Annotated in this window: 20 protein-coding genes and 1 pseudogene; 9 read left to right on the forward strand and 12 right to left on the reverse strand. The window is 70.0% G+C overall.

All coding sequences use genetic code 11. The features are described 5' to 3' along the window. Positions 1-56 precede the first annotated feature (56 nt). The 3 genes from WBG99_RS10015 to WBG99_RS10025 form a co-directional block, all read right to left on the reverse strand. On the reverse strand, positions 57-389 hold the full coding sequence (locus WBG99_RS10015; RefSeq protein WP_338895992.1) for a thioredoxin family protein: 333 nt from the start codon (positions 387-389) through the stop codon (positions 57-59). Further along, positions 386-814, reverse strand: a complete 429-nt coding sequence (locus tag WBG99_RS10020) for a MerR family transcriptional regulator (protein WP_338895993.1) — start codon at positions 812-814, stop codon at positions 386-388. Before WBG99_RS10020 ends, WBG99_RS10015 begins: the two co-directional genes overlap by 4 nt. Positions 815-1,042: 228 nt before the next feature. Further along, complete coding sequence (locus WBG99_RS10025) at positions 1,043-2,431, reverse strand: cation:dicarboxylase symporter family transporter (RefSeq protein WP_338895994.1); 1,389 nt, start codon at positions 2,429-2,431, stop codon at positions 1,043-1,045. Positions 2,432-2,703: 272 nt separating this feature from the next. Between WBG99_RS10025 and WBG99_RS10030 the strand changes: the two genes are divergently transcribed. The 3 genes from WBG99_RS10030 (at position 2,704) to WBG99_RS10040 (ending at position 6,174) form a co-directional block, all read left to right on the forward strand. Beyond that, on the forward strand, positions 2,704-4,485 hold the full coding sequence (locus WBG99_RS10030) for a sensor histidine kinase (protein ID WP_338895995.1): 1,782 nt from the start codon (positions 2,704-2,706) through the stop codon (positions 4,483-4,485). Then, positions 4,482-5,174: a response regulator gene (locus WBG99_RS10035; RefSeq protein ID WP_338895996.1), complete on the forward strand. Its 693-nt coding sequence runs from the start codon at positions 4,482-4,484 to the stop codon at positions 5,172-5,174. Before WBG99_RS10030 ends, WBG99_RS10035 begins: the two co-directional genes overlap by 4 nt. 271 nt (positions 5,175-5,445) lie before the next feature. After that, a complete protein-coding gene (locus tag WBG99_RS10040; protein WP_338900278.1) occupies positions 5,446-6,174 on the forward strand; it encodes a helix-turn-helix transcriptional regulator in 729 nt (242 codons plus the stop codon). A 50-nt stretch (positions 6,175-6,224) separates the two neighbouring features. Here the strand turns inward: WBG99_RS10040 and WBG99_RS10045 are convergent, their stop codons facing one another. Further along, the gene (locus WBG99_RS10045; RefSeq protein ID WP_338895997.1) at positions 6,225-7,250 is read right to left on the reverse strand and encodes an ATP-dependent 6-phosphofructokinase; all 1,026 of its coding nucleotides are present in this window, start codon (positions 7,248-7,250) and stop codon (positions 6,225-6,227) included. Positions 7,251-7,477: 227 nt separating this feature from the next. On the opposite strand from WBG99_RS10045, the gene pta reads away from it, so the two are divergent. The 3 genes from pta (at position 7,478) to pyk (ending at position 12,399) form a co-directional block, all read left to right on the forward strand. Then, positions 7,478-9,577 (forward strand): phosphate acetyltransferase, encoded by a 2,100-nt coding sequence (gene pta, locus WBG99_RS10050; protein WP_338895998.1) that lies wholly within the window; start codon positions 7,478-7,480, stop codon positions 9,575-9,577. Between the two features lie 29 nt (positions 9,578-9,606). Then, a complete protein-coding gene (locus tag WBG99_RS10055; protein ID WP_338895999.1) occupies positions 9,607-10,818 on the forward strand; it encodes an acetate kinase in 1,212 nt (403 codons plus the stop codon). Positions 10,819-10,968: 150 nt separating this feature from the next. Continuing rightward, on the forward strand, positions 10,969-12,399 hold the full coding sequence (gene pyk / locus WBG99_RS10060; RefSeq protein ID WP_338896000.1) for a pyruvate kinase: 1,431 nt from the start codon (positions 10,969-10,971) through the stop codon (positions 12,397-12,399). A 144-nt stretch (positions 12,400-12,543) separates the two neighbouring features. Here pyk and WBG99_RS10065 read toward each other — a convergent pair whose 3' ends face one another. From WBG99_RS10065 to WBG99_RS10080, 4 genes are all read right to left on the reverse strand, one after another. Then, complete coding sequence (locus WBG99_RS10065; protein WP_338896001.1) at positions 12,544-13,923, reverse strand: hypothetical protein; 1,380 nt, start codon at positions 13,921-13,923, stop codon at positions 12,544-12,546. After that, positions 13,913-14,476: a DUF6114 domain-containing protein gene (locus tag WBG99_RS10070; protein ID WP_338896002.1), complete on the reverse strand. Its 564-nt coding sequence runs from the start codon at positions 14,474-14,476 to the stop codon at positions 13,913-13,915. Before WBG99_RS10070 ends, WBG99_RS10065 begins: the two co-directional genes overlap by 11 nt. 165 nt (positions 14,477-14,641) lie before the next feature. Continuing rightward, positions 14,642-15,277, reverse strand: coding sequence for a DUF6230 family protein (locus WBG99_RS10075; protein WP_338896003.1), 636 nt, complete (start codon positions 15,275-15,277; stop codon positions 14,642-14,644). 693 nt (positions 15,278-15,970) lie between these two features. Next, complete coding sequence (locus WBG99_RS10080) at positions 15,971-16,948, reverse strand: tetratricopeptide repeat protein (protein ID WP_338896004.1); 978 nt, start codon at positions 16,946-16,948, stop codon at positions 15,971-15,973. 244 nt (positions 16,949-17,192) lie between these two features. On the opposite strand from WBG99_RS10080, the gene WBG99_RS10085 reads away from it, so the two are divergent. Beyond that, positions 17,193-17,825, forward strand: coding sequence for a TetR/AcrR family transcriptional regulator (locus WBG99_RS10085; protein ID WP_338896005.1), 633 nt, complete (start codon positions 17,193-17,195; stop codon positions 17,823-17,825). A 248-nt stretch (positions 17,826-18,073) separates the two neighbouring features. Here WBG99_RS10085 and WBG99_RS10090 read toward each other — a convergent pair whose 3' ends face one another. Beyond that, complete coding sequence (locus tag WBG99_RS10090; protein WP_338896006.1) at positions 18,074-19,774, reverse strand: methylmalonyl-CoA mutase family protein; 1,701 nt, start codon at positions 19,772-19,774, stop codon at positions 18,074-18,076. Positions 19,775-19,869: 95 nt separating this feature from the next. On the opposite strand from WBG99_RS10090, the gene WBG99_RS10095 reads away from it, so the two are divergent. Further along, entirely contained in the window at positions 19,870-20,211 is a 342-nt protein-coding gene (locus WBG99_RS10095) for a DUF3817 domain-containing protein (protein ID WP_338896007.1), read from the forward strand. A gap of 216 nt (positions 20,212-20,427) precedes the next feature. Here WBG99_RS10095 and WBG99_RS10100 read toward each other — a convergent pair whose 3' ends face one another. Continuing rightward, positions 20,428-20,937, reverse strand: a complete 510-nt coding sequence (locus WBG99_RS10100) for a MarR family transcriptional regulator (protein WP_338896008.1) — start codon at positions 20,935-20,937, stop codon at positions 20,428-20,430. Positions 20,938-21,170: 233 nt separating this feature from the next. On the opposite strand from WBG99_RS10100, the pseudogene WBG99_RS10105 reads away from it, so the two are divergent. Beyond that, positions 21,171-21,370 (forward strand): annotated as a pseudogene (locus WBG99_RS10105) (glycoside hydrolase family 6 protein); the annotation flags it as partial. Between the two features lie 64 nt (positions 21,371-21,434). Here the strand turns inward: WBG99_RS10105 and WBG99_RS10110 are convergent. Together WBG99_RS10110 and WBG99_RS10115 are read right to left on the reverse strand one after the other, a co-directional pair. Continuing rightward, complete coding sequence (locus WBG99_RS10110) at positions 21,435-23,390, reverse strand: kelch motif-containing protein (RefSeq protein WP_338896009.1); 1,956 nt, start codon at positions 23,388-23,390, stop codon at positions 21,435-21,437. Positions 23,391-23,393: 3 nt separating this feature from the next. After that, positions 23,394-25,205 (reverse strand): cellulose synthase catalytic subunit, encoded by a 1,812-nt coding sequence (locus WBG99_RS10115; RefSeq protein WP_338896010.1) that lies wholly within the window; start codon positions 25,203-25,205, stop codon positions 23,394-23,396. Positions 25,206-25,263 lie beyond the last annotated feature (58 nt).

Raw genomic sequence — 25,263 nt, forward strand, 5'->3', positions numbered from 1 at the left:
TATACGCAGGAAAAGCCCCCGAGCGCAATTACTCGGGGGCTTTTCCTGTTCAGGTGTCAGAGTACGTCGGCGAGTTCTTCGAGCAGCCGCCGCTTCGGTCGGGCGCCGACCATGGCCTTCACCGGCTCACCACCCCGGAACACCATGAAGGTCGGCATCGACAGCACCTTGTACGCGTTGGTGGTCTCCGGATTGGTGTCCACGTCCATTTGCACCACCTTCAGCCGCTCCCCCTCCGCCGCGGCGAGCGCGCTCAGCACCGGCCCCATCTGCCGGCACGGCGGACACCAGCCGGCGGTGAACTCCACGAGCACCGGCAGCTCGGCCCCGATCACCTCCGCCTCGAAGTCCGTATCCGTCACCTCGGCCACACCCGCCGCCCTGATCACAGCTCCCCGCCTCCCAGTTCACACTCCGGCTCCGGACCTCCCGGAACCTCCGCCTCGGCCGCCAGCCGCTCACGCGCCAGCTCGGCCCGCGCCAACTGCTCTCCGACCGACGCCCGCACAGCCGCCAGCTCACCGATCAGCGCGTCGAGTTCGTCCAGCTTCCGCCGGTACACCGCCAGCGACGCCGGGCACGAGTCGCCCTCCGGGTGCCCCGCCCGCAGACACTCCACGAACGGCCGCGTCTCCTCCAGGTCGAACCCGAAGTCCTGCAACGTCCGGATCTGCCGCAGCAGTTTCAGATCCTCCTCGTCGTACGTCCGGTACCCGTTACCGCTCCGCCGCGCGGGCAACAACCCGCGCGCCTCGTAGTACCGCAACGCCCGTGCCGTCGTCCCGGCCCGTGCCGCCAGCTCCCCGATGCGCATACGAGGACGGTATTCCTTGACGCCGACGTCAAGGAAAGACCGAGGGACGAAGGAGAAGCCGAGCGGCCAGGTCCACAGGGGGAGGACCTGGCCGCTCGGTGTTCCGGGAGCTTGTTCAGTTGTTTCCCCTTGGGGACCGTACGGCCGGGTCCACGGGGGAGGATCCGGCCGTACGGCGCTGGCGGGAGGGCGGTAGTCCCTCCGGGGGCGAGGCGACCCGGCGGAGCCTCACGCCTTGGCGAGTTCCCTCTCGCCCTCCGGCTCGGGAACGGCAGCCGCAGGCTCCGGCGCCGACCCGTGCCCGTCGTCCAGCAGCGTCTTCTCGTCGAACGGGAGCTGCCCGGCGAGGACCTGGTCGACGCGCGCCTTGTCGATCTCCTTGGTCCAGGTGCCGATGAGGACCGTGGCGACCGCGTTGCCCGCGAAGTTGGTGAGGGCGCGGGCCTCACTCATGAAGCGGTCGATGCCGACGATGAGACCGATGCCGTCCACCAGGGCGGGCTTGTGGGACTGGAGGCCACCCGCGAGGGTCGCGAGGCCGGCACCCGTGACACCGGCCGCGCCCTTGGAGGCGATCAGCAGGAAGAGCAGCAGCGGGATCTGCTCGCCGACCGACATCGGCGTACCCATGGCGTCGGCGATGAACAGGGAGGCCATGGTCATGTAGATCATGGTGCCGTCGAGGTTGAAGGAGTAGCCGGTCGGGACGGTGATGCCGACGACGGGCTTGCTGACGCCCAGGTGCTCCATCTTCGCGATGAGGCGGGGAAGCGCCGACTCGGAGGAGGAGGTGGACAGGATCAGCAGGAACTCCCGGCCCAGGTACTTGAAGAGCGTGAGGATGTTGAGGCCGGAGACGACCCGCAGCAGCACACCGAGCACGATGAAGACGAAGAGCACGCAGGTGACGTAGAAGCCGAGCATCAGCACGGCGAGGCTCTTGAGGGCGTCGAGTCCGGCGGAACCGGTCACGGCCGCGATGGCGCCGAAGGCTCCGATCGGGGCGGCCCACATCACCATGGCGAGGATGCGGAAGACGAGGCGCTGGATGTGCTCGACACCGCGCAGGATCGGCTGACCGGAGTCGCCCATGGCCTGGAGCGCGAAGCCGGCGAACAGGGCGACGAACAGCGTCTGGAGGACCTCGCCGCCGGTGAAGGCGGAGACGATCGTCGTCGGGATGATGCCCAGCAGGAACTCGGTGGTGTCCTTGGCCTCCGCCGCGACCTGCGCCTGACCGGTCTCCTTGATGGCGTCGGTGACCGCGAGGCCGGTGCCCGGCTCCAGGATGTTGCCGACGACGAGACCGATGCCGAGGGCGACCAGCGACATCACCGTGAAGTAGGCGAGGGCGATACCTCCGACCGCGCCGACCTTCGCGGCCTTCCGTACGGAGCCGATGCCCAGCACGATCGTGCAGAAGATGATCGGGGAGATCATCATCTTGATCAGGTTCACGAAGCCGGTGCCGATGGGCTTCAGCTCGACCGCGAAGTCGGGGGCGATCAGACCCACGGCGATGCCGAGGGCCACAGCCACGATCACGGCGATGTACAGGTAGTGCGTGCGGTCCCGCTTGGCGGGTGCGGTAGGTGCCGTATGGGTGGTGCTGGCCACGGCTGCCCTCCTCGTCGACGACGTCGTCGGCTCGCTCGTCCGGCGTGCGGCTCACGTCCGGGGGAATTCGGGAGACGGTCTCCCGGGGTGGGAATCCGGGAGCTTGGGGAGGCTCCCGGCGGCTCGGGTGTGGGGTCCCGGGGCGGGAGTCGTGCTCCCTGTCGGCGTCCATGTACTGGACGAGTCGATGGGGTGACTATCTCCCGCGCTGTGAGGGCGGTCACCCTTCCGTTCATTTAGTTCACGCAGAGGCGTCGATGCAGACTGTTGCCATGCGCGTCCCGTCCCTTCTCCGCCCCCGCAGCCTGGCCGGCCAGCTCTTCGCCGTGCAGGCCGTGCTGATCGCGGCCGTCGTCGCCGGGTACGCGCTGTTCACGTACGTCGGCGACCGCAGCCAGGCGGAGGACGCGGCGCGCCGCCAGGCCCTGGCCGTCGCCGCCACGGTCGCCGACGCCCAGTCCGTACGGGACGCGCTCCACACCGACGACCCGACCGCGCGCCTCCAGCCCTACGCCACGGAGGTGCGGCAGCACGCCGGCGTCGACTTCGTGACGATCATGACGCCCGACGGCATCCGCTGGACGCACCCGGTCGTCCGGCGGATCGGCCAGCGCTTCGTCGGCCACATCGAGAAGGCGCAGCGGGGCGGCACCATCACCGAGACGTACACCGGCACCCTCGGCCCGTCCGTCCGCGCGGTCGTCCCGGTGAAGGAGAACGGTGAGGTCATCGGCCTGGTCAGCGCCGGCATCAAGGTCCAGGCGATCAGCGACCGCGTCCAGGACCAGGTGACGGCCCTCGTGAGCGTCGCCGCCGCCGCACTCGCCCTGGGCGGCATCGGCACCTACATCGTCAACGCCCGCCTCCGCCGCCACACCCACAACATGAACGCCGCCGAGCTCAGCAACATGCACGACTACCACCAGGCCGCGCTGCACGCCGTCCGCGAGGGCCTTCTCATGCTCGACGGCCAGTACCGGGTGGCCCTCATCAACGACGGGGCGCGGGAGCTGCTGGGCGTGACGGACGAGGTGGTCGGCCGCTCGGTGGCGGAGCTGGGGCTGCCGTCCCCCCTGACGGGAGCGCTGCTGTCGTCCGAGCCGAGGGTCGACGAGGTGCTTCTCACGGCCGAGCGGGTACTGGTGGTGAACACCTCCCCGGTGTCGGGCGGCGAGCGCCGCGGCACGGTCGTGACACTGCGGGACGTGACCGAGCTGCAGTCCCTCACGGGCGAACTGGACTCCGAACGCGGCTTCACGCAGGCACTGCGCTCGCAGGCCCACGAGGCCGCGAACCGCCTCCACACGGTCGTCTCCTTGATCGAACTGGGCCGCTCGGACGAGGCGGTCGACTTCGCGACCGCTGAGCTGGAGCTCGCCCAGGCCCTGACGGACCAGGTGGTGGCGGCGGTGAGCGAGCCGGTACTGGCCGCCCTCCTCCTGGGCAAGACGGCCCAGGCGAACGAGCGGGGCGTGGAGCTGGTGGTCTCCGAGGACAGCCGCCTCGACGACGGTCTCCTCCCGCCGTCGCTCCCCGCGCGGGACCTGGTCACGGTGCTCGGCAACCTGATCGACAACGCGGTGGACGCGGCGCAGGGGTCGGTGGGGGCGCGGGTGACGGTGACGGCGCACACGGGCGGGGCCGAGGAGTTCGCCGACGACTCCGTCCTGGTGCTGCGGGTGGCGGACACCGGCACCGGCGTGGACCCGGCCCACACGGAGGCCGTCTTCGAACGCGGCTTCTCGACGAAACCGGCGCGGCCGGGCGGCCGGGGGCTCGGTCTGGCCCTCGTACGGCAGACCGCGCGCCGCCACGAGGGCACACTGACCGTGTCGGAGGCGCCCGGGGGCGGGGCGGAGTTCGAGGTGCGACTACCGCTGCGCACGGCCGATCCGGATCCCGGTTCCGGTCCCGGCCCCGCTTCCGGTTCCGGTTCCGGTTCCGGTTCCGGTTCCGGTTCCGGTTCCGGTTCCGGTTCCGGTTCCGGTTCCGGTTCCCTGAAGTCTGTCCGGGCCGTTGTGGCCGATGCCGTGCCTGGAGGCGACGACGTATGACGAAGGCCGAGTCCGATCCCATCAGAGTCCTGGTCGTCGAGGACGACCCCGTGGCCGCCGACGCGCACATGATGTACGTCGGCCGCGTCCCCGGTTTCACGGCGGTGGGCAAGGCCCACACCGGCGCGGAGGCGCGGCGGGCACTGGACCGCACACCGGTGGACCTGCTGCTGCTCGACCTGCACCTGCCGGACGTGCACGGCCTGCAGTTGGCCCGGTCGTTGCGCGCGGCCGGGTACCACGCGGACGTCATAGCGGTGACGTCCGCGCGCGACCTGACGGTGGTGCGGGAGGGCGTCTCCCTCGGGGTCGTGCAGTACGTCCTGAAGCCGTTCACCTTCGCGACGTTGCGGGACCGGCTGGTGCGCTACGCCGAGTTCCACGCGGCGGCCGGGGAGGCGAGCGGCCAGGCCGAGGTGGACCGGGCACTGGCCACACTCCGAGCACCCGGCACGGCGGCGCTGCCGAAAGGGCTGAGCGCGCCGACGTTGGAACGCGTGACGGTGGCGCTGCGGGACACGACCGAGGGCCTCACGGCGGCCGGCATCGCCGAGGCCGTGGGCATCTCCCGCATCACGGCCCGGCGGTACCTGGAGCACCTGGTGGACGCCGGGCGGGCGCGACGGGAGCCGCAGTACGGGCAGGTGGGGCGGCCGGAGTTGGTGTATCGGTGGGTGAAGGGGCAGTAGGCCGGGTTCGGACACCATGTCCTGCGTCGACCGTCGCCAAGTGCCAGGAATTCGGCGCCCGTAGGCGCTCCCGTAGGTGCCCGTCCAGCTTCGTCATACGGTCACCCCCGACTCAGGTCACTCCGACAACACGTCTCCCACAAACCGTAGGTTCCCACAACCCGTGATTGTGGCCGAACAGCCCGTAGTCACCGCAGCCCCGCACCCCTACGTTGTGCCCGTGCACCGACGCTCAGCCCACGAACGGCAGCCCCAGCACCCGCGACCGCACTTGACTCCGCACCCACCCGGCCGCCACCCGGACTCACCGGCGGCCACCCCGCCCTTCGACGCCCCGACCGCCCGAAAACTCCGCATCGCACTCGGCATGGGACCCGAGCACGTCGCCTACGGCATGCGCTCCTCGTACGGACTCCCGTACGTCACCCCGGACCTGGTCGCCGCCTGGGAACATGGCACGACGGCCCCGACGAGCCCCGAACTCACCGCGCTCGCGGGCGTGTTGTGGTGCTCACCCGGTGAACTCATCGGCACGCCCCGGACCTTGCGCGAGCACCGCACGGCCCGCGGACTCGCCGCCGAGGATGTCGCCGGCGCCGCCGGACTCGACCTCTCCGCCTACCTCCGGATGGAGGAGACCGGCGAGTGGCGCGGCACGGACCGCCAGTCCGCCGCCCTCGCCGAGGTGCTCGACCTCTCGCTGCCCGACCTGATCACCGTCACGGGACGCGAGGCGAAGCTCACCGAACTCCTCCGCAACGCGGTCAGCACGCGCTGGCAGGCGTACGTACGGCCGACCGCCAAGCTGCTCTCCCTCGACCGGCATCTCCTGGAAGACGTCCTCCAGGAGATGCACACCGACTACCAGGGCCGCATGACCGCCCCCCTCACCTGGGCCAACGGCACCGCCACGACCGACTCGGGCGACGCCGACCGCGACTATCTGGACCGGATCGTCGACCACTTCTGGTCACTGCTCCGGAGAACGACGACCTACTGACCCGGCCGTCCCGCCATTCGGCCGGAGCGGGCCCAGTCCCGTGGCAGGCCCTAGAACACCGACTCCGCCTCGTCCATCCGGTCCTTCGGCACCCTCTTCAGTTCGGTCACCGCCTCCGCGAGCGGCATCATCACCACATCGGTGCCGCGCAGCGCGGTCATCCGGCCGTACTCCCCGCGGTGCGCGGCCTCGACCGCGTGCCAGCCGAAGCGTGTGGCGAGCACCCGGTCGTACGCGGTCGGGGTGCCGCCCCGCTGGACGTGGCCGAGGATGACCGGCTTGGCCTCCTTGCCGAGGCGACGCTCCAGCTCGTACGCCAGCGCCGTACCGATGCCCTGGAAGCGCTCGTGGCCGAACTGGTCGATCTCGCCGTGGCCGTAGTCCATCGAGCCCTCGGCCGGGTGGGCGCCTTCCGCGACGCAGATGACCGCGAACTTCTTCCCGCGCGAGAAACGCTCCTCGACCATCTTCACCAGGTCGGCCGGGTCGAACGCGCGCTCGGGAAGACAAATGCCGTGCGCACCCGCCGCCATCCCCGACTCCAGCGCGATCCAGCCCGCGTGCCGGCCCATGACCTCGACCACCATCACCCGCTGGTGCGACTCGGCGGTCGTCTTCAGACGGTCCATCGCCTCCGCGGCGACCCCGACCGCCGTGTCGAAGCCGAACGTGCGATCCGTCGACGAGATGTCGTTGTCGATCGTCTTCGGGACGCCGACCACCGGCAGACCGGCATCGCTCAGCATGCGCGCCGCCGTCAGCGTGCCCTCCCCGCCGATCGGGATGAGTACGTCGATACCGAACCGGTGCGCCATGTCCTGCGCGTTCTCGCACGCCTCGCGGAGGCGGTCGCGCTGGAGGCGGGAGGAGCCGAGGATGGTGCCGCCGCGGGCGAGGATGCCGCTGACGGACTCCAGGTCGAGGGTGCGGTAACGGCCGTCGAGCAGGCCGGCGTAGCCGTCCTCGAAACCGATGACCTCGTGGCCGTACTGGGCGATCGCTCGGTGCACGACCGACCGGATCACTGCGTTCAGGCCCGGACAGTCGCCGCCTGCGGTGAGAACTCCGATACGCATCGTGCTGTGTCTCCTGCTCGTCCTGATCATCCTGCTCGGTACTGATACTTGTGAGCCAGTCCGATTGTTTCACGGCTCACAGGAGGCCGCCGCGCCCCTACAGGCTCTCCGGCGGGACCGCGACCTGACGGGCGCCTTAGCTACCCGCAAGGGTATTGTCAAGAGGGTTTCCGTCCGCCGCGACGGTGATTTCCGCACCTCTCGACCACACGAAACGGAGAGCACACGTGACGCGCAGCGTGTACGTGACCGGGATCGACCGCGGCGACGGCCGCCAGGTCGTCGAGCTGGGGATCATGGAACTCCTGACCCGCCAGATCGACCGCGTGGGGGTGTTCCGGCCGCTGCTGCACCACGGTCCCGACCGGCTCTTCGAACTGCTGCGCGCCCGCTATCGCCTCTCCCAGGACCCGGCGACCGTGTACGGCATGGACTACCACGAGGCGTCCACCCTCCAGGCCGAGCACGGCACGGACGAGCTGGTGTCCACCCTCGTCGACCGGTTCCACGCCGTCACCCGGTACTACGACGTCGTCCTCGTCCTCGGCACGGACTTCGCCGACACCCAGTTCCCGGACGAACTCTCCCTCAACGCCCGGCTCGCCAACGAGTTCGGCGCCTCCGTCATCCCCGTCGTCGGCGGACGGAAGCAGACGGCCGAAGCCGTGGCCGCCGAGACGCACAACGCGTACCGCGCCTACGCAGGCCTCGGCTGTGACGTCCTCGCCATGGTCGTCAACCGGGTCGCGCCCGCCGACCGCGCCGAGACGACCGAGCGCCTCGGCGACTCCCGGCTCCCGCTCCCCGTGCCCTGCTACGTCGTGCCGGACGAGCCCGCCCTCTCCGCCCCGACCGTCGCCCAGATCACCCACGCGCTCGGCGGCAAGGTCCTCCTCGGCGACGACTCCGGGCTCGCCCGTGACGCGCTGAACTTCGTCTTCGGCGGGGCCATGCTGCCCAACTTCCTCAACGCCCTCACCCCCGGCTGCCTGGTCGTCACCCCCGGCGACCGCGCGGACCTGGTCGTGGGAGCGCTGGCCGCCCACAGCGCCGGGACCCCGCCGATCGCCGGCGTCCTGCTCACCCTCGACGAGCGGCCCAGCGACGAAGTGCTCACCCTCGCCGCCCGCCTCGCCCCCGGCACCCCCGTGGTCGCCGTGGAGGCCGGCTCCTTCCTGACCGCCTCCGAACTCTTCTCCATGGAGGGGAAGTTGAGCGCGTCGACCCCGCGCAAGGCGGAGACCGCGCTCGGTCTCTTCGAGCGGTACGTCGACACCGCCGAGCTGCGCGACCGGGTCTCCGCGCCGAGCGGCGACCGCGTCACACCGATGATGTTCGAGCACACGCTCCTCGAACAGGCCCGCGCCGACAAGCGCCGCGTCGTGCTGTGCGAGGGCACCGAGGAACGCGTGCTGCACGCGGCCGAGGTGCTGCTGCGGCGCGGGGTGTGCGACCTGACCCTCCTCGGGCCGGTCGACCAGATCCGCAAGAAGGCCGCCGACCTCGGCATCGACCTCGGCGACAGCATGCTGGTGGACCCGGCGACCTCCGAGTGGCGGGACTCCTTCGCGGAGAAGTACGCGCGGTTGCGGGCCCACAAGAACATCAGCGTCGAGCTGGCGTACGACGTCGTGTCCGATGTGAACTACTTCGGCACCCTCATGGTCCAGGAGGGCCTGGCCGACGGCATGGTGTCGGGGTCCGCGCACTCCACCGCCGCCACCATCCGCCCGGCCTTCGAGATCATCAAGACCCAGCCGGACACCGACATCGTCTCGTCCGTCTTCTTCATGTGCCTCGCCGACAAGGTGCTGGTGTACGGGGACTGCGCGGTCAACCCCGACCCGAACGCCGCGCAGCTGGCCGACATCGCAATCCAGTCCGCCGCGACCGCCCTGCGGTTCGGCGTGGAGCCGCGCATCGCGATGCTGTCGTACTCCACCGGCACGTCCGGCTCGGGCGCCGACGTCGACAAGGTGCGGGAGGCGACCGAGACCGTGCGCTCGCGGCGGCCCGATCTGAAGATCGAGGGGCCGATCCAGTACGACGCCGCCGTCGAGCCGAGTGTCGCGGCGACCAAGCTGCCGGGCTCCGAAGTCGCGGGCCAGGCAACGGTGTTGATCTTCCCGGACCTCAACACGGGCAACAACACCTACAAGGCCGTGCAGCGTTCGGCCGGCGCGCTCGCGGTCGGTCCGGTCCTGCAGGGGTTGCGCAAGCCGGTCAACGACCTGTCCCGGGGCGCACTCGTCCAGGACATCGTCACCACCGTCGCCATCACGGCGATCCAGGCCCAGACACCCGTGGCCGCGGGCCCGGCCCAGTGACCTCCACCGACGACAGAAAGCCCAGCCCCGTGACCGCGACCCGCGTCCTCGTCCTCAACTCCGGCTCGTCCTCGGTCAAGTACCAGCTGCTCGACATGCGCGACAGCAGCCGTCTGGCCCTGGGCCTGGTCGAGCGCATCGGCGAGGAGGGCTCCCGGCTGAAGCACACCCCGCTCACCGACGGGGGCGCCTCCCGTGAGCACGCCGAGCCCATCGCCGACCACGAGGCCGCCCTGAAGGCCGTCGCCGGGGAGCTGGCCGCGGACGGGCTCGGCCTCGACTCCCCCGAGCTGGCCGCCATCGGGCACCGCGTCGTGCACGGCGGGCAGAGCTTCACCCACCCGACCGTCGTCGACGACGCCGTGCTCGCCGAGATCGAGCGGCTGATCCCGGTGGCGCCGCTGCACAACCCGGCCAACCTGACCGGCATCCGCACGGCGCGGGCGCTGCGCCCGGACCTGCCGCAGGTGGCCGTGTTCGACACCGCGTTCCACACCACGATGCCGGAGTCCGCCGCCCGCTACGCCATCGACGTCGAGACGGCCGACGCGCACCGCATCCGGCGCTACGGCTTCCACGGCACCTCGCACGCGTACGTCTCCCGGGCCACGGCGGAGCTGCTGGGCAGGGCGCCGGAGGACGTCAACGTCATCGTGCTGCACCTCGGCAACGGGGCGTCCGCGTCGGCGGTCGAGGGCGGCCGGTGTGTGGACACCTCGATGGGGCTGACGCCTTTGGAGGGACTCGTGATGGGTACGCGGTCCGGAGACCTGGACCCGGCCGTCATCTTCCATTTGATGCGCGTTGGCGGAATGTCCACGGACGAGATCGACACTCTCCTCAACAAGAAGAGCGGCCTGATCGGACTGTGCGGCGACAACGACATGCGGGAAATACGCCGAAGAATCGACGGGGGCGACGAGCGGGCGAAGCTGGCCTTCGACATCTACGTTCACCGGTTGAAGAAGTACATCGGCGCCTACTACGCGGTGCTCGGCCGGGTGGACGCTCTCACGTTCACCGCGGGCGTCGGCGAGAACGCGGCGCCCGTGCGGGCCGCCGCCGTCGCGGGCCTTCACGGGCTGGGCCTCGCGGTCGACGGCGAGCTGAACGCCGTGCGGAGCGGTGAGCCACGGCTGATCTCGCCGGCCGGCGCGCGGGTCGCGGTCGCGGTGGTGCCGACGGACGAGGAACTGGAGATCGCGACACAGACGTACGCCCTGGTCGTAAAGAAAGCCTGAGTCACACATGAGCTTCGAAAAGAGCAAGTGAGCAAAGAACGGAACAGCTGAGCAATACACGCCGGTAACACGACTGAGCGCATAGCCGCCCATTTGCTTATTCCGCCAGACGGAATATTCCGTAGCGAAACAAACCGATAGGATCGTCCCATGCGCCGTTCGAAAATCGTCTGTACTCTCGGCCCCGCGGTCGACTCCCACGAGCAACTGGTCGCCCTCATCGAGGCCGGCATGAACGTGGCCCGCTTCAACTTCAGCCACGGCAGCCACGCCGAGCACCAGGGCCGCTACGACCGGGTCCGGGCCGCCTCCGCCGAGACCGGAAGGGCCATCGGTGTCCTCGCCGACCTGCAGGGCCCGAAGATCCGTCTGGAGACCTTCGCCGAGGGTCCGGTGGAGCTGGTGCGCGGTGACGAGTTCACCATCACCGCCGAGGACGTGCCGGGCGACAGGCAGATCTGCGGTACGACGTACAAGGGCCTGCCCGGTGACGTCTCCCCCGGCGACCAGATCCTCATCAACGACGGCAACGTCGAGCTGAGGGTCATCGAGGTCGAGGGTCCGCGGGTGCGGACGGAGGTCATCGAGGGCGGCGTCATCTCCGACCACAAGGGCATCAACCTGCCCGGCGCGGCCGTGAACGTGCCGGCCCTGTCCGAGAAGGACGTCGAGGACCTGCGGTTCGCGCTGCGGATGGGCTGCGACCTGGTGGCGCTGTCCTTCGTGCGGGACGCCCATGACGTGCGGGACGTCCACAAGGTGATGGACGAGGTGGGCCGCCGGGTCCCCGTCATCGCCAAGGTGGAGAAGCCGCAGGCCGTGGAGAACATGGAGGACGTCGTGATGGCGTTCGACGGCGTGATGGTCGCCCGCGGCGACCTGGCCGTCGAGTACCCCCTCGAAAGGGTCCCCATGGTGCAGAAGCGGCTCATCGAGCTGTGCCGCCGCAACGCCAAGCCGGTGATCGTGGCGACACAGATGATGGAGTCGATGATCACCAACTCCCGTCCCACGCGCGCCGAGGCGTCCGACGTCGCCAACGCGATCCTGGACGGCGCGGACGCGGTCATGCTGTCGGCGGAGTCCAGCGTGGGCGCCTACCCGCTGGAGACGGTCCGGACGATGTCGAAGATCGTCACGGCGGCCGAGGAGGAACTGCTCGCCAAGGGTCTGCAGCCGCTCGTGCCGGGCAAGAAGCCGCGTACGCAGGGTGGTTCGATCGCCCGTGCCGCCTGCGAGATCGCCGACTTCCTCGGCGGCCGGGCCCTGGTGGCCTTCACGCAGTCCGGCGACACCGCCCGCCGGCTGTCGCGCTATCGCGCGTCCCAGCCGATCATCGCGTACACCACCGACGAGTCCACCCGTAACCAGCTGGCGCTCAGCTGGGGTGTGGAGTCGCACGTCGTGCCGTTCGTGAACAGCACCGACGAGATGGTCGAGCTCGTCGACCACGAGATGGTCAAGCTCAACCGCTTCAACGAGGGCGACATCGCGGTCATCACCGCCGGCTCGCCCCCCGGCGTCCCGGGCACCACGAACATGGTCCGGGTGCACCACCTGGGCGGCGGCGCCCGCGACTGACACCGCCGGCCGTCACCGGCGTACGACGGCACCGAGGGCGCTCCCTGCCGGCAGGGAGCGCCCTCGGTATGTGCGGCTGCCGACGGGTCCGGACGGATCCCGGACGGATCCCCGTCCGGTGCTCGGCCGGCCCCGAGCGACTGCTCAGTCGGTCGTGTACTGGTGCAGGCCGGGCACGGTCAGCGTTCCGCCGAACTGGCCCGCCTGGACGACCTTCACCTTGGTGAAGTAGATCAGCGGGATGTTCAGCGGCGGCGGGTGCTCCGGGTCGAAGGTCACCGGGATCAGACCGAGCAGGTTGCCGGAGATGCTCTCGGTGTACATGACCGTGTCGCCGTCGCGGATCGTGGACGTGGTGCCCTGGCCGGCCTGCACGTGGTAGGTCACGCCGGCCTGCTTGTCCTCGACCGTCTGGTGCAGGTCGCCGATGTCGGTGCCGTCGGAGATGACGTACTTCAGCACCTCCTTGACCGTGCCGTCGGCGGTCCGCACCTTGACGACGCCCTGGTAGTCGGCGCCCTTCAGCAACAGCGAGCTGGCGTTCAGGTACCAGGGGTCGTCGGGCAGCGCCGGGATGCCCTTCTCGACGCCGCTCTCGTCGTCCGTGGCGACCGGGCAGCCGTCCGTGTCCGTGCTCTCGCTCGGGGACGGGCTCGGCGTGGCGGCGGGGTCCTCGGCGGGATCCTCCGCCGCCTCCTCGGTGTCCTCGACGGTGTCGGTGACGTCCTTCGCGGTGTCCTCGACCTTGCCGGCGGTGTCCTGCGCGTCCTTGCCTGCGTCCGAGCCGACGCCCGTGTCCGTACCGGTGCCCTCGTCCGCCTCGGAGGCCGAGGGGGACGGGGACGGGGACGGGCCGGCCGGGTCCGACGGTGTGGTGTCCGCCGACTCCTGGTCGCCCGGCGTGAAGAGGTCCTCCAGCGCGCTGCCTATGTCCTCCAGGACGTTGCCGCCGCCCTCGTCCCCGGAGGCGTCGCCGGACGGCGTGCCCGAGGCGTCGGTGGCGGTCTTGCCGGAGCTGTCGCCCGTACCGGACCCGTCCGTCGTGCCCTTGTCGTCGGAACCTGAATCCGACGAAGAGGAGTCGTCCGAGGACGTGTCACCGGAGGCCGAGTCGCCGGTGGAGCCGCCGTCCGAGGAGTCGCCGTCCGCGGCCGTGTCCTCGTCCTTGGCCCCGTCGTCCTCGGCCTCGTCGCCCGCGGGGTCGGTGCTCTCCGGGGCGGACGGCGTCGGGGTCGGTGACGCGGAGGTGTCCGCGCCCTCCTCGGCGGCCTCCAGGGCCTCCACGCAGTCCTTGTACTCGTCGGCCGTCAGGCTCTGTGTCGCGGGGTCCTCGGCGCGGGCGAGGGTGGGCGTGAAGCCCATGCCCATGAGGACCGCCGTCGGCATCGCCGCCAGGGCTATCGCCTTGCCCGCCGGCATGTTCAGCCGGGTGAGAAGGGGCTTCTTGGGCGCCGCGTGCCGCGGTCCGGATCTCGCACGGGACTCTCCCACCGAAGTCCCGTGGGTCACCTCGTCAGCCGGCACTGTGCCTCCCGTTCGTCCCGTTCGTGGGGGTGGTACCTGTCAGGTCGTCGCCCTTCAGGAGGTCGACGCCTTGCTGTGCCGTGTTCTGCGGGGCCGTGCTCTGGGGAGCCCGGGTCCGCCTCGGGGTCTTGTAGGTGGACGGCACCGACGCCTCCTCGTGACCGGGTGCCCAGGCGATGGCCAGCGCACCGCCGATCAGGGAGAGCAGGAAGCCGACACCGAAGCCGCCGAGGTTGGAGACCGGGATCGACACGAGCGCCAGGAGGATCGCCGCCGTACCGGCGAAGGTGCGTACATGCCGCTGGAACCAGAGGCTGACCCCGAGCACCACCAGCAGTACGCCGATGATGAGGGATCCCGCGCCGCCCGTCGTCGACATGGCGAGCGTCAGATGCCCGATCTGCAGGTTCGCGTACGGCAGGTACATGATCGGGAAACCGCCGAGCAGTACCAACAGGCCCGCCCAGAAGGGACGAGAGCCCCTCCAGTCGTCAAAGCGCCGCCGAAAGGCGCGGAGATAGTCTTCGTTCTGCCCCGTTGACTCGGCGCTCATGGACAACAGCTCCCTGGAACGGTGTTGCTGTGAGAAGTTCACGGACGACACGTACGAAGCGCGCGCACGGACTTCACATACGGAGTTCGCGTGCACGGCGCCGCGCACGGCGGGAAGGACGGGCGGGCGAAGAAGCGCGAACCCCCTCACCCGCCCAGGGAGTGCTCAGTAGCACTCCACGACGCCCTTGTGGAGCGACATCTTCAAGTTGCTCAGCTTGAAGGTTCCGGCAGTGGTCGCCCACGCCGTCTGCTTCACGTCGGTCAGCTGGGCCGAGTCGGCCTGCTGGGCGAACCCGTAGGGGTTGGCCTGCTCGGCGCCGCCCTTCATGCCCGGACCCTTGGTGGCGTCCTTGGCCGCCACACCGATGTCGATGCCCTTGAAGACGGCATCGGCCGAGAGGTCCTCGACGTCGATGTAGAGGTTCTCGGCCTCGACCTTCTTGCCACCGGTACCGGCGGTCAGCTTGAGGCTGACGCTACCGAGGAGCGGGACGTTCGGGGTGACGACCGACTGGCACATGTTGGTGATCGACGCGCTCTTGAACGCCGAAACGGCGACGGGGTGAACCGTCTTCTCGCCCTTGAGGGTGTAGCCCTCGGCGAGCGCCCCGTACTGCGAGAAGCCCTTACCGTCGAGCTGACTCGCCGTCACCTTGAACGACTGCCCCGACACGCTGAACGACGCGGCGAGAGCACCCTGCGCGAGGGCGACACCTATCGCTGCCGTGGCGGCGACGCTGGGCACCATGACCACAGCGAACCGCTTCCATCTGGTCCCGCCACGCACCTGGGACTCCATATTTCCTCCTTCTCGGACGTACATCTCCTGACCGGATCGCCGCTCGGAACGGCGGCTCGGCCGGGCAGGGATGGGAGAAGTGCTACGTCCTCGGGAAGGAGAGCGCCCGCGCTCGGCGACGCGAAAAGCGCCCGAATCACCGGCGATCACCCCCGAGCGACAACCACTGGTCGCGCCTGACACGCATCACGCACAACCTGCTGGACAGGCTCCGCCGTTGAGCGGAGACCCCCCTGCCCAAGAGCCGGCGCCACTGTCGTCGGCCCTACTCGGTGGGGACCCAGAAAACCCGTTGACCCGACTGGCTGGCGGGGTACGGGACAGGACCGAGCGTCGCCGATCGTGGTGCATTCTCGCCGCCCTCGCAAGGGGGGTCGTTACTCGCTAGTAACGGACGGATAACCGAACAACGACCTACCGGCGTCAGCCGACGACTTTGGGTCGCGTCCGGTGAGGCCGCAGATCGGTTGACAGTTGGACAGAGTCCGACAGACCGACGACTTTCTCTTACTGGCAGTAACAGTGGCCGCGATTACCAAGATTTGGTAAAGCGCGGCCACTGTGTCGCTGTGTCGCCAAATCTCTCACTCACGCACCATGCGCCCCGGCACTGCCGGGACCGGGCGGTCCCGGCGTCCCCGAGCACCCCCGCCCACAGCCGGCGCTCGGCCGGGGCGGTGGCTCACGGGCGCCTCAGAACAGGGCCCGCGCCAGTGCCCGCCGCGCCGCGGCCACCCGCGGATCGTCCGCGCCGACCACCTCGAAGAGTTCGAGCAACCGCCGCCGTACGGCGTCCCGGTCCTCCCCCGCCGCGCGCCGCACCGTGTCGATGAGCCGCCCGAACGCGTCCTCCACGTGACCGCCGACGAGATCGAGGTCGGCCGCGGCGATCTGCGCCTGCGCGTCGGCCGGGTTCTCGGCGGCGGCCTTGCGCACCTCCTGCGGGTCCGCGCCCTGCACACGCTGCAGCAACTCGGCCTGCGCGAGGCCCAGTCCGGCCTCACTGTTGCCGGGGTCGTCACTCAGCACGTTCTTGTACGCCTGCACCGCACCGCCGAAGTCACCCGCGTCCAGGGCGCGTACGGCGGCTTCGAGCAGGTGGTCGTACGGGCCGGCCGGGACCTGCGGGGCGGCTTCGGCGGGGGCACCGGGCCCGGCGTCCCGGTCCACCACGAGGCCGGTGAGACCGAAGCGCTCCTCGGCGACCTGCACGAGCTGGTCGAGGGTCGCGCGGATCTGCTGCTCGGGGGCTGCCCCCTGGAAGAGGGGCAGCGCCTGCCCGGCCACCACAGCGAAAACAGCCGGGATCCCCTGGATCCCGAACTGCTGCATCAACATCTGGTTGGCATCGACATCGACCTTGGCGAGGACGAACTTGCCGTGGTACTCGACGGCGAGCCGCTCCAGCACCGGGCTGAGCTGCTTGCAGGGCTGGCACCACTCGGCCCAGAAGTCGATGACGACGGGCACCTCGGTGGACCGCTGCAGGACCTCGCTCTCGAACCCGGCCTCATCGACATCGATGACCAGGCCGGCCGGGGAGACCGCCCCGCCCCCGCCCTGCCCGGCCGCTGCGGCGCGCGCCTGCTCCGCCTTCGTCTTGGCCTCCTGGGCCGCCTTCACCGCGGCGAGGTCGACGACTCCGCTCATGGACATGTTCCGTGGCTGCATGAGTACATCCTCCCCCTTCCGAGCACGCACGTGAAAAGCGCCCCGATCTGAAAACCGGTTCCGCACCTCCGTGTCCGCACGAGCGCCAGGTCCCCACTCGGCGCCCGCCCCGCGGACACGCTTTCGCTACGAGTCGTAGCGTAACGGTCCCGGCGGCTTCTCTGTACCCCTCAGTACCCACTCCCCCGTGATCTGCCTCACCATGCCTCGGAGGAGTTCGGGAACGGCCGGATATGGTCGGTGGATGCAGAGCCGCACCCCCGCCGCCCGCGCCACGGGCCGCCCCCGCAGCGCCGCCGCGGATGCCGCGATCCTTGCGGCGACGCGGGAGGCTCTCGTCGAGCTGGGCTGGTCGAAGCTGACGCTGGGCGACGTGGCCACGCGGGCCGGCGTCGCGAAGACGACCCTCTACCGGCGCTGGGCCGGCAAGAACGAACTGGTCGTCGACGCGGTGGCGGAACTCTTCGACGAACTGCGTCTCCCCGACCGCGGCAGCCTGGCGGGCGACATCGAGGGCGTGGTCCTGCAGTTCGCCGCGATCCTGGTCCGTCCGGAGGCGAGGAGCGGCCTCATGGCCGTCATCGCCGAGTCGACCCGCGACGACGCCCTCCGCGAACGGATCCGCGCCTCCATCGTCGACCGCCAGAAACGCCTCGTCCTGGAGGGCCGCTGCCGTGCCCAGGCCCGCGGCGAACTCCCCCCGGAACCCGACCCCGCCACCACCTCACGCGCCGTCGACCTCATCTTCGACGTTGTCGCGGGTGCGGTGGTCCACCGCGTCCTCGTCAGCGCCGAACCGGCGGACGAGGAGTGGGCACGGGGCTTCACGAGACTGCTACTGCTGGGGTTGAGAGGGGCGGCGGAGCCGGCCCCGTAAGGGACACGGGGAACCGCGCGACCGACCCGGCCGCCCCGCGCATGCCCACCCGGTCTCCGGAAGTCACCGCGGTTGGGGCGTGTTTCGAAAGTGGCGTCGTCCGCCCGGAGGGCGGGGCTCGCGGCGTCTGGTGCGGTGCGTCGCAAGGCGGAGGGTCGCCCGTACCGGGCGTACGCGGGCGATCCCGGCAACGCGGCGAGGCGCCGTGCCGGGACGCCGTGAGCCAGACGGGACCTTCGAAGAACGCCCTAGAACACCGCCGGCTCCGTGTACACCCCCCACTCCTCCCGCAGCACCCCGCAGATCTCCCCCAACGTGGCCTCGGCCCGCGCCGCATCCAGCATCGGCCCGATCATGTTGCCCCCGTCCCGCGCGGCGACGAGTACGGCATCCAGAGCTCGCCGCACAGCGGCGTCGTCCCGCCCCGCCTTCCGCTCCGCGAGCACCCGCGCCTGCTCCCGCTCCACCTCATGACCGACCCGCAGAATCTCCAGGTCCCCGGTCACGGACCCCTGGTGGACGTTGACCCCGACAACCTTCTTCTCCCCCTTCTCCAGAGCCTGCTGGTACCGGAACGCCGACTCCGCGATCTCCCCGGTGAACCACCCGTCCTCGATCCCCCGCAGAATCCCGGACGTGATCGGCCCGATGGGGTGCCGCCCGTCGGGGTGGGCCCGCAGCCCCCGCTCCTCGATCTGGTCGAAGATCTTCTCCGCGTCCGCCTCGATCCGGTCGGTGAGCTGCTCGATGTACCACGAACCGCCGAGCGGATCGGCCACGTTGGCGACGCCGGTCTCCTCCATGAGCACCTGCTGCGTACGCAGCGCGATCTCGGCGGCCTGCGCGGAGGGCAGCGCCAGGGTCTCGTCCAGGGCGTTGGTGTGCAGGGAGTTGGTCCCGCCGAGGACCGCCGCGAGCGCCTCCACCGCCGTGCGCACCACGTTGTTGTACGGCTGCTGCGCGGTCAGTGAGACACCTGCCGTCTGCGTGTGGAACCGCAGCCACTGCGCCTTGTCGGTCCGCGCCCCGTACACGTCCCGCATCCACCGCGCCCAGATCCTGCGCGCCGCGCGGAACTTGGCGATCTCCTCGAAGAAATCGACGTGCGCGTCGAAGAAGAAGGACAGCCCGGGCGCGAACACGTCGACATCCATCCCCCGGCTGAGCCCCAGCTCGACGTACCCGAACCCGTCCGCGAGCGTGTACGCCAGCTCCTGCGCGGCGGTGGCTCCGGCCTCGCGGATGTGATAGCCGGAGACGGACAACGGCTTGTAGGCGGGAATCTCGGCCGCGCAGTGCTCCATGAGGTCACCGATGAGCCGGAGATGCGGCTCCGGCGGGAAGAGCCACTCCTTCTGCGCGATGTACTCCTTGAAGATGTCGGTCTGCAGCGTGCCGTTCAGCACGCCGGGATCGACGCCCTGCCGCTCGGCAGCGACGAGATACAGACAGAAAACGGGGACAGCGGGCCCGCTGATCGTCATGGACGTGGTGACGTCCCCGAGCGGAATGTCCTTGAACAGCGCCTCCATGTCGGCTGCGGAGTCGACGGCCACCCCACAGTGCCCGACCTCTCCCGACGACCGGGGATCATCGGAATCCCGCCCCATGAGGGTCGGCATGTCGAACGCGACGGACAGCCCCCCGCCCCCGTGGGCCAGGATCATCGTGTACCGCTCGTTGGTCTGCCGCGCGTTCCCGAACCCCGCGAACTGCCGGATCGTCCACGTCCGCCCCCGGTACCCCGTCGGATACAGCCCGCGCGTGAACGGGTACTCCCCCGGCCACCCGATCCGCTCGAACCCCGCGTACACGTCCCCCGCCCGGGGCCCGTACGCCGCCTCCACCACATCCCCGGAAACCGTCGTGAAGTCCCCCTCCCGCTTCCGCCCGGCGTCATACCGCGCCTGCCAGCGTCGGCGACCTTCTTCGATGGCGTCAGCGTCCATGAGTCCGATTTTACTTGGATGCCCCAATAAGGGGCGGTGGTACGGGTCAGGAGGCGCGCGCGGGGCGCGGAAGAGCACCCGTTAGGCTCGACGCCATGAAGAAGAGCGTCTTGACCCGCTACCGGGTGATGGCCTACGTCACCGCTGTACTGCTGATCCTGCTGACGGTGGGCGTGATCGGGAAGCGCCTGCTGGGCATGGACGGCTTCGACGGCTTCGTCACGGTGGTCGGCTTCGCGCACGGCTGGCTGTACGTGCTGTACCTGGTCTTCGCCTTCGACCTCGGCAGCAAGGCGAAGATGCCGCTGGGCCGCCTCGCCTGGGTGCTGCTCGCCGGCACGGTCCCCACGGCCGCCTTCTTCGTCGAACGCAAGGTGAGCCGGGAGGTCGAGCCGCTCATCCTCAAGGACGCGGCCCCCAAGCCCGCCGCGGCCTGACCCCCGGCAAGCCCGGCGGTCGACCGCGGCCGGCACGCGCTCACTCGGCAGGGCACCTGCCCTCACCGTCGACGAATCCGGGTTCCGGCCATCCGGCGACGGACGACGGTCGACCGGCAGAATGGCGGCGGACATCGCGAGGTCGGACGTCTCCGGGGCACCGGCGGCGAAACCACCGGCAAGCGGTAGCGGGCACCGGCCGTTGACGGCCGGCGCTCAGCTCTCCTCGAAGTCCCCCGCCGCCACCCTCAGCGGGCGGAGCATCGCGAAGATCTCGGCGCATTCCTCGGCGTCGTAGGCGCTGAGGCCGAAGTCCATGGACATGAGGTCGCGGGTGGCGGCGTCGCAGACCTCGCGGCCCTTGTCGGTGATGGAGGCGAGGGTGCCGCGGCCGTCGGCGGGGTTGGGGCGCTTGTCGACGAGGCCGGACCTCACCAGGCGGTCGACGGTGTTCGTCACGGAGGTGGGGTGCACCATCAGCCGCTCACCGATCTTGGACATCGGCAGCTCGCCCTTCTGGGAGAAGGTGAGGAGCACAAGGGCCTCGTAACGCGCGAAGGTCAGCCCGTACGGCTTGACGACCGCGTCGACCTCGGCCAGCAGGATCTGCTGGGCGCGCATGATCGAGGTGATCGCGGCCATGGACGGGACGTTTCCCCAGCGCTGCTTCCAGTGCTCGTCGGCACGCGAGATGGGGTCGAAGGATAGGCTGAGCGGCTTCGGCACGGCATCGACCTTATCGGCCGGTCACATGCCGGTCAGCACCGTCTCGCGTTTCGGTCGCCCGGCGGAGCCCCGGCAGAGCCTCAGCAGTGCTCCCCGCGCCGCCTCCCGGCCGGTGTCGCACCCGAGTCGATCTGTCGCCCTGGGGAACGATTATGCGCAAGTCGTGGCCAGTGGGAACCGAACGCCACCGTCCCGGGGAGCAGAGGGAGAAGATGTCCCGGCTGGTCCGTAACGACACCAGCCGCAACGGCAACGGCCCGCTGAACGGCGACCGGGGCACCGCCTGGTGCAACCCGCCCGCCCCGCCGACCACCGACACCGGGGAGCCGGCCCCGATGCCTATCGGGGGATCAAGCGTCCCGGGGAGTGCCGCGGTCGGCCGGCGGCGGGCCGGTGGTGGCCGGACCACGCCCTGGGGCTGGCGCGCACCTCCAGGCCGGCGCCGCGACAGACGACGTCCGCCCCGTCGCGACGCCCGGCACCAGCGGCCACCCCTCTCACCACACCTGGATCCACTTCGCCTCCGACGGCGTCCCCTCCGCGTCCGTCACGAACAGCATGTACCAGCCGGGCGGGACGAGGGTCCGGTCCGCCGGCACGTCGACGGTGACGGAGTCCGGGGTCTTCGTCACCTCCAGGGCGATGGACCGCTGTTCGACATCCGTGGTGTGGGTGACGGCGCTGGGGCGCATCAGCCTGGCGTTGACGACGCGTTCGGGGTGGCTGGTGGCGAAGGTGGCGCGGCCCTTGCCGTCGACCTCCTGGGGACCGTCGCCGAGGACGGGACGCTTCTTGCCGTACTTGTGGAGCAACGGCGGCGTGTAGACCTCCATGCGCTGTTCGAAGTGGCCCAGCTTGGTGTTCCGCTGGTCGTCGAAGAGCGGGTCGGAGCCGAAGGTGGCGACGCGGCCGTCGGGCAGGAGCAGGGCCTCGGAGTGGTAGTTGCGGCCGACCTTGGGGGCGGCGGCGCCGCGGAAGGAGTTGGACTTCGGGTCGTAGAACTGCGCCTTGAGGATGTTGCTGGCGCTGCGGCCCCGGTAGCCGCCGGAGCCGTTGGAGGTGAAGACGGTGTCGTCCGGCATGAGCACGCTGTTCAGATAGCGGGTGCCCTGGGGGAGGTCGGGGCCGTCCTCGAAGGCCGGGTTCTCCTTCTTCAGGTCGATGACGGCGGTGCGCGAGGTCGACTCCTCGGACTCGCCGACGCCTCCGCCACCGAGGATCATCACCTTCTGGTCCTGGGCGGGCGGCAGCAGCACGGACGCCGAGGTCTCCGTCTGGTCGAGGTCGGTGAGGCCCGGGACCTTCTCGAACTCGTTGGTCTTCGGGTCCCAGAGACCGGGTTCGCGGCCGAGGTCGTCGGGCCCGTAACCGGCGTTCGAGGCGGGGTAGAAGAGCTTGCCGCCCTTGGTGAGGAAGAGGGCGGGGTACGTGGGGAAGTACCGCTTGGGGCCCGGCTTCCACTTCTTGGTCTCCGGGTCGTAGATCTCGTTGTCACCGGGATCGACGACGCCCACGTCGTCCAGGCCGGAGACGGCGAGCACACGCCCGTCCTCCAGTCCGACGAGCGTCGGGTACCAGCGGGCCTTGTCCATCGGGGCGACCGGCACGTACATCTCGGCCGTCGGGTCGAACTCGTACGCGGCCCTGATCCCCTGGAAGTCCTGCTTGTCCAGGGTGATCTTCTCGGAGAGGCCGTACGTGTTGGCGGCGTCCTTGCCCTTGAGCCCGACGATCTCGTACTGGGCCTGCCGGGGCATGACGGACTCCGGGCCCTTCTTCACGGCCTCGACGAACACCCGGGCCTCGCTCGCGGTGACCTTGGTCTCCCAGGGCCGCATCACGCCGGCCTGGTCGTAGGTGATGTCGAAGTCGCGTCTGGCCTTGGGGACGGTGACGTCGAAGCGGCTGACGTACTCGACGCCGGAGGGTGAGCGGAAGCGGGTCCCCTTCTTCAGGACCATCGCCTCGTCGGGGTTCTCGTTCTTGACCCGCATGCCGCCGCCGGCCCGTTCGACCTCGCCGTCCAGCAGTTCGTAGCGGGCGGTGCCGCCTGCCACCAGGATTCTGCCGGAGGGGAGTTGGGCGTGGCCGGCGCAGAAGAAGTCCACGGGGGTGGGGATCTTCTTGTAGGTGTTCTTCACCGGGTCCCACAGAACGGTGTCGAAGGAGCCCCTGTCGAACTTCTTCTGCTCGTTGCCCGACCCGGCGACGATCAGCACCTTGCCGGTGTGCAGCAGGGCCGCGTGAATGGCGTTGGTGCGGAAGTCCTTGGGGATGTCGACCTGGGCCCAGGAGCCGTAGCGGGCCTGGTAGCCGGGCTGGGCGATCTTCCACTCGTGGTACCGCTCCTGCGCGAACCCGACGGCGGCCGGGGCGTTGAGGCCGGCGAGCAGCGCGACGGCGCCGACACCGAGCAGTTTCTTCCTGGTCTTCTTCGAGAGCTGGTGGGCCATGGCCTAGTTGCCTCCCGTCGGAGAGCCGGAGACCGAGGGGGCGGATGTGGGCTGGGTGGCGAGCGCGGGTTCGTCGCCGTCGACGAGCCGGGCCGCGACGGTCGCGCCGGCCGGCCGTCCCGCCCGGTAGGCGGCGCTCGCCCCGGGGTCCCGGTGCCGGGTGAAGGCCCACACCCCGACGGGTGCGAGCGAGATCGCCATGGCGAGGAAGGCCCAGGTCCGCATGGCCACATGGCTGTGGCCGCGTACGAACGACGCGGTCAGGGACGACCCGAGCACCGCCGTCCAGAACAGGTGGATCCGGAAGGTCAGCAGCCGGTCGGGGCTGGCGTCGCGGCCCTTCGGGGTGACGACGAAGCGGCAGGGCAGCCGGAGCAGTGCGGCGCCCAGGGACCTCAGGTAGATGGGCGCGGAGAGCGCCGACATCGCCATGCCGGCGAGCCCGCCCGACCCCTCCGGTTCGTGCGGCGAGACGTTGTGCCTGCGGTTCCACAGGTACAGCCCCACCTGGAGGGCGGCGGCATCGCTGTAGAGCATCAGCCAGACGGAGGCGGTGACCTGCGTTCCGGACGCCCCGAACCACAGGAAGAGCACACAACTGACGATGCCCAGCAGCCAGTTGACGGAGGTCATCGGGTAGTAGACGAGCATCAGCGTGTACGAGAAGAGGCGGCCCCAGGGCATCGTGAGGGGCGCCTTCCAGTACTGCTTGAAGAGCGTCTCGTAGGTACCGCGCGACCAGCGCGTCTGCTGGGTGAAGAAGTCGGTCCAGGAAGCGGGGCCCTCGCCGACGGCGAGCACGTCGGGCGTGTACACCGACCGCCAGTACTTGCGCGTCCCGGGGTTCCGGTGCCGGTGCAGTTCGAAGCCGGTGGCCATGTCCTCGGTGATGGAGTCGTGCAGTCCGCCGACCTGTTTCACGGCGGCGACGCGTACGGCGTTGTTGGTGCCGACGAACATGGGGGCCCGGTAGCGGTTGCCGGCGCGCTGGATGAGCGCGTGGAAGAGGAACTGCTGCGATTCGGCGGCCTTGGTGACGGGGGCGGTGTAGTTCCCGTACACCTGCGGTCCGACGACGAAGGCCACGTCCGGGTCCCGGAAGTAGCCCAGCATCCGCTCCAGGAAGTTCGGCAGCGGTACGTGGTCGGTGTCGACCGAGGCGAAGAACTCGTACGCGTCGCCGTGCTTGGCGATCCACGCGTTGTAGTTGCCGTGCTTGGTGCGGGCCCTGTGGACGCCCTTCGGACGGTTCCACCCGGGGACGCCTTTGCGGGTGAAGTGCCGTACGCCGAGCTCCGCGCAGAGGGCCTTGGCCTGGTCGTCGTCGCCCTCGTCGAGGAGCCAGACGTCGAGGTGGCCGGTGTGCCGCAGCCGGGTGGCGCCCTCCAGGGTGGCCCGGACCATGGAGAGGGGTTCCTTGCCCGGCACGTACGTGGTGAGGAAGGCGACGCGGGTGCCGGGTTCGGGGACGACCGGGACCGGGTCACGGGCGACCATCGTCGCGTGGGCGATCGACACGACGTTGACGACCATGAACAGCTCGATCAGCCCGATGGACACGAGCATCGTGATGTCGAGCCCCACGAGCCACGTGTCCACGCCCTCGCGCTCCACCCAGTGGGCGGGCCAGACCAGGTAGACGAGCAGGGCGCCGGTCAGCAGAGGAGCGAGTGTCATCAGCAGGACGGCGCGTATTCGGTGCGGCTCTTTCGAGAGGAGCTTGGTGTACTGCACCCGGTACGCGGATCCGGACGGCTCCGTGAGCGGTCCGGCGAGTCGGCTGTGGGTGTCGTAGTCGTAGCCCTCCGGCCGCACAGCGCCCTCCAGTGATCGAACTAGTCGATACCTATACAAAAAGGGCGATTTGCGAGCG

It is taken from the genome of Streptomyces sp. TG1A-60 (assembly GCF_037201975.1).
In the GTDB taxonomy this organism is placed as follows: domain Bacteria; phylum Actinomycetota; class Actinomycetes; order Streptomycetales; family Streptomycetaceae; genus Streptomyces.